Origin of the sequence: Vibrio eleionomae, assembly GCF_009874545.1 — a bacterium.
Lineage (GTDB): Bacteria > Pseudomonadota > Gammaproteobacteria > Enterobacterales > Vibrionaceae > Vibrio > Vibrio nitrifigilis.
In genome coordinates this window covers 1-799 of the sequence record NZ_WEKT01000122.1, presented here as the reverse complement: position 1 = coordinate 799, position 799 = coordinate 1, and the positions used below count along the sequence as shown (strand labels likewise).

The following is a 799-nucleotide window of genomic DNA, read 5'->3' as shown; positions in this document are numbered from 1 at the left end:
GTTTAACCTNCGGGGGGACGCTTGCCACTTTGTGGTTCATGACTGGGGTGAAGTCGTAACAAGGTAGCGCTAGGGGAACCTGGCGCTGGATCACCTCCTTAACGATATAGATTATTGCGATGAGTGTTCACACAGATTGATACGGTTTAGTTATAGAGAGCACCGCGTTAACCCCTCTGCCCTCAGCCAATGGCGGCGCAGAGAATCTTTGTGTCCCGTTCGTCTAGAGGCCTAGGACACCGCCCTTTCACGGCGGTAACAGGGGTTCGACTCCCCTACGGGATACCACTTTTAAGCGCATTTGCTTAAGTGCTCTTAAAAATGGTGATTTTCGCAAGAAAACACATTGCTCTTTAACAATTTGGAAAGCTGACAAAACATTCTTTTAGAATGTTTGTAAAAGTTCTCAATTATCTATCATTGATAGATAACCAACACACATTCAAGTGTTCTTGGAANTCTTNCTTTNNNAGTAAGATTATTTTGCTTCTGCTTNTTTNAAAGCGGAGACAAAAGAAAAATTGAGTCCGGCAATATCGAGTCTGCAACATGTATAAAAATGCAGACAACCTTGGTGGCTAACCTTTGATTTCACTTTTTAAAAGTGGAGACAAATAGTTCAACTCAAAACTTTTTTGGGTTGTATGGTTAAGTGACTAAGCGTACACGGTGGATGCCTTGGCAGTCAGAGGCGATGAAGGACGTACTAACTTGCGATAAGCGTAGATGAGGCAGTAAGAGCCACTTGAGTCTANGATGTCCGAATGGGGAAACCCAACTGCATAAGCAGTTATCTTTA

1 tRNA gene and 2 rRNA genes are annotated in these 799 nt (G+C 43.3%); all 3 read left to right on the top strand.

Going from position 1 to position 799, the window contains the following annotated elements:
* Positions 1 to 101, top strand: a 16S ribosomal RNA gene (locus F9817_RS23715); the annotation flags it as partial.
* Between the two features lie 111 nt (positions 102 to 212).
* Positions 213 to 288, top strand: a tRNA-Glu gene (locus F9817_RS23710).
* A 358-nt stretch (positions 289 to 646) separates the two neighbouring features.
* A 23S ribosomal RNA gene (locus tag F9817_RS23705) occupies positions 647 to 799 on the top strand; the annotation flags it as partial.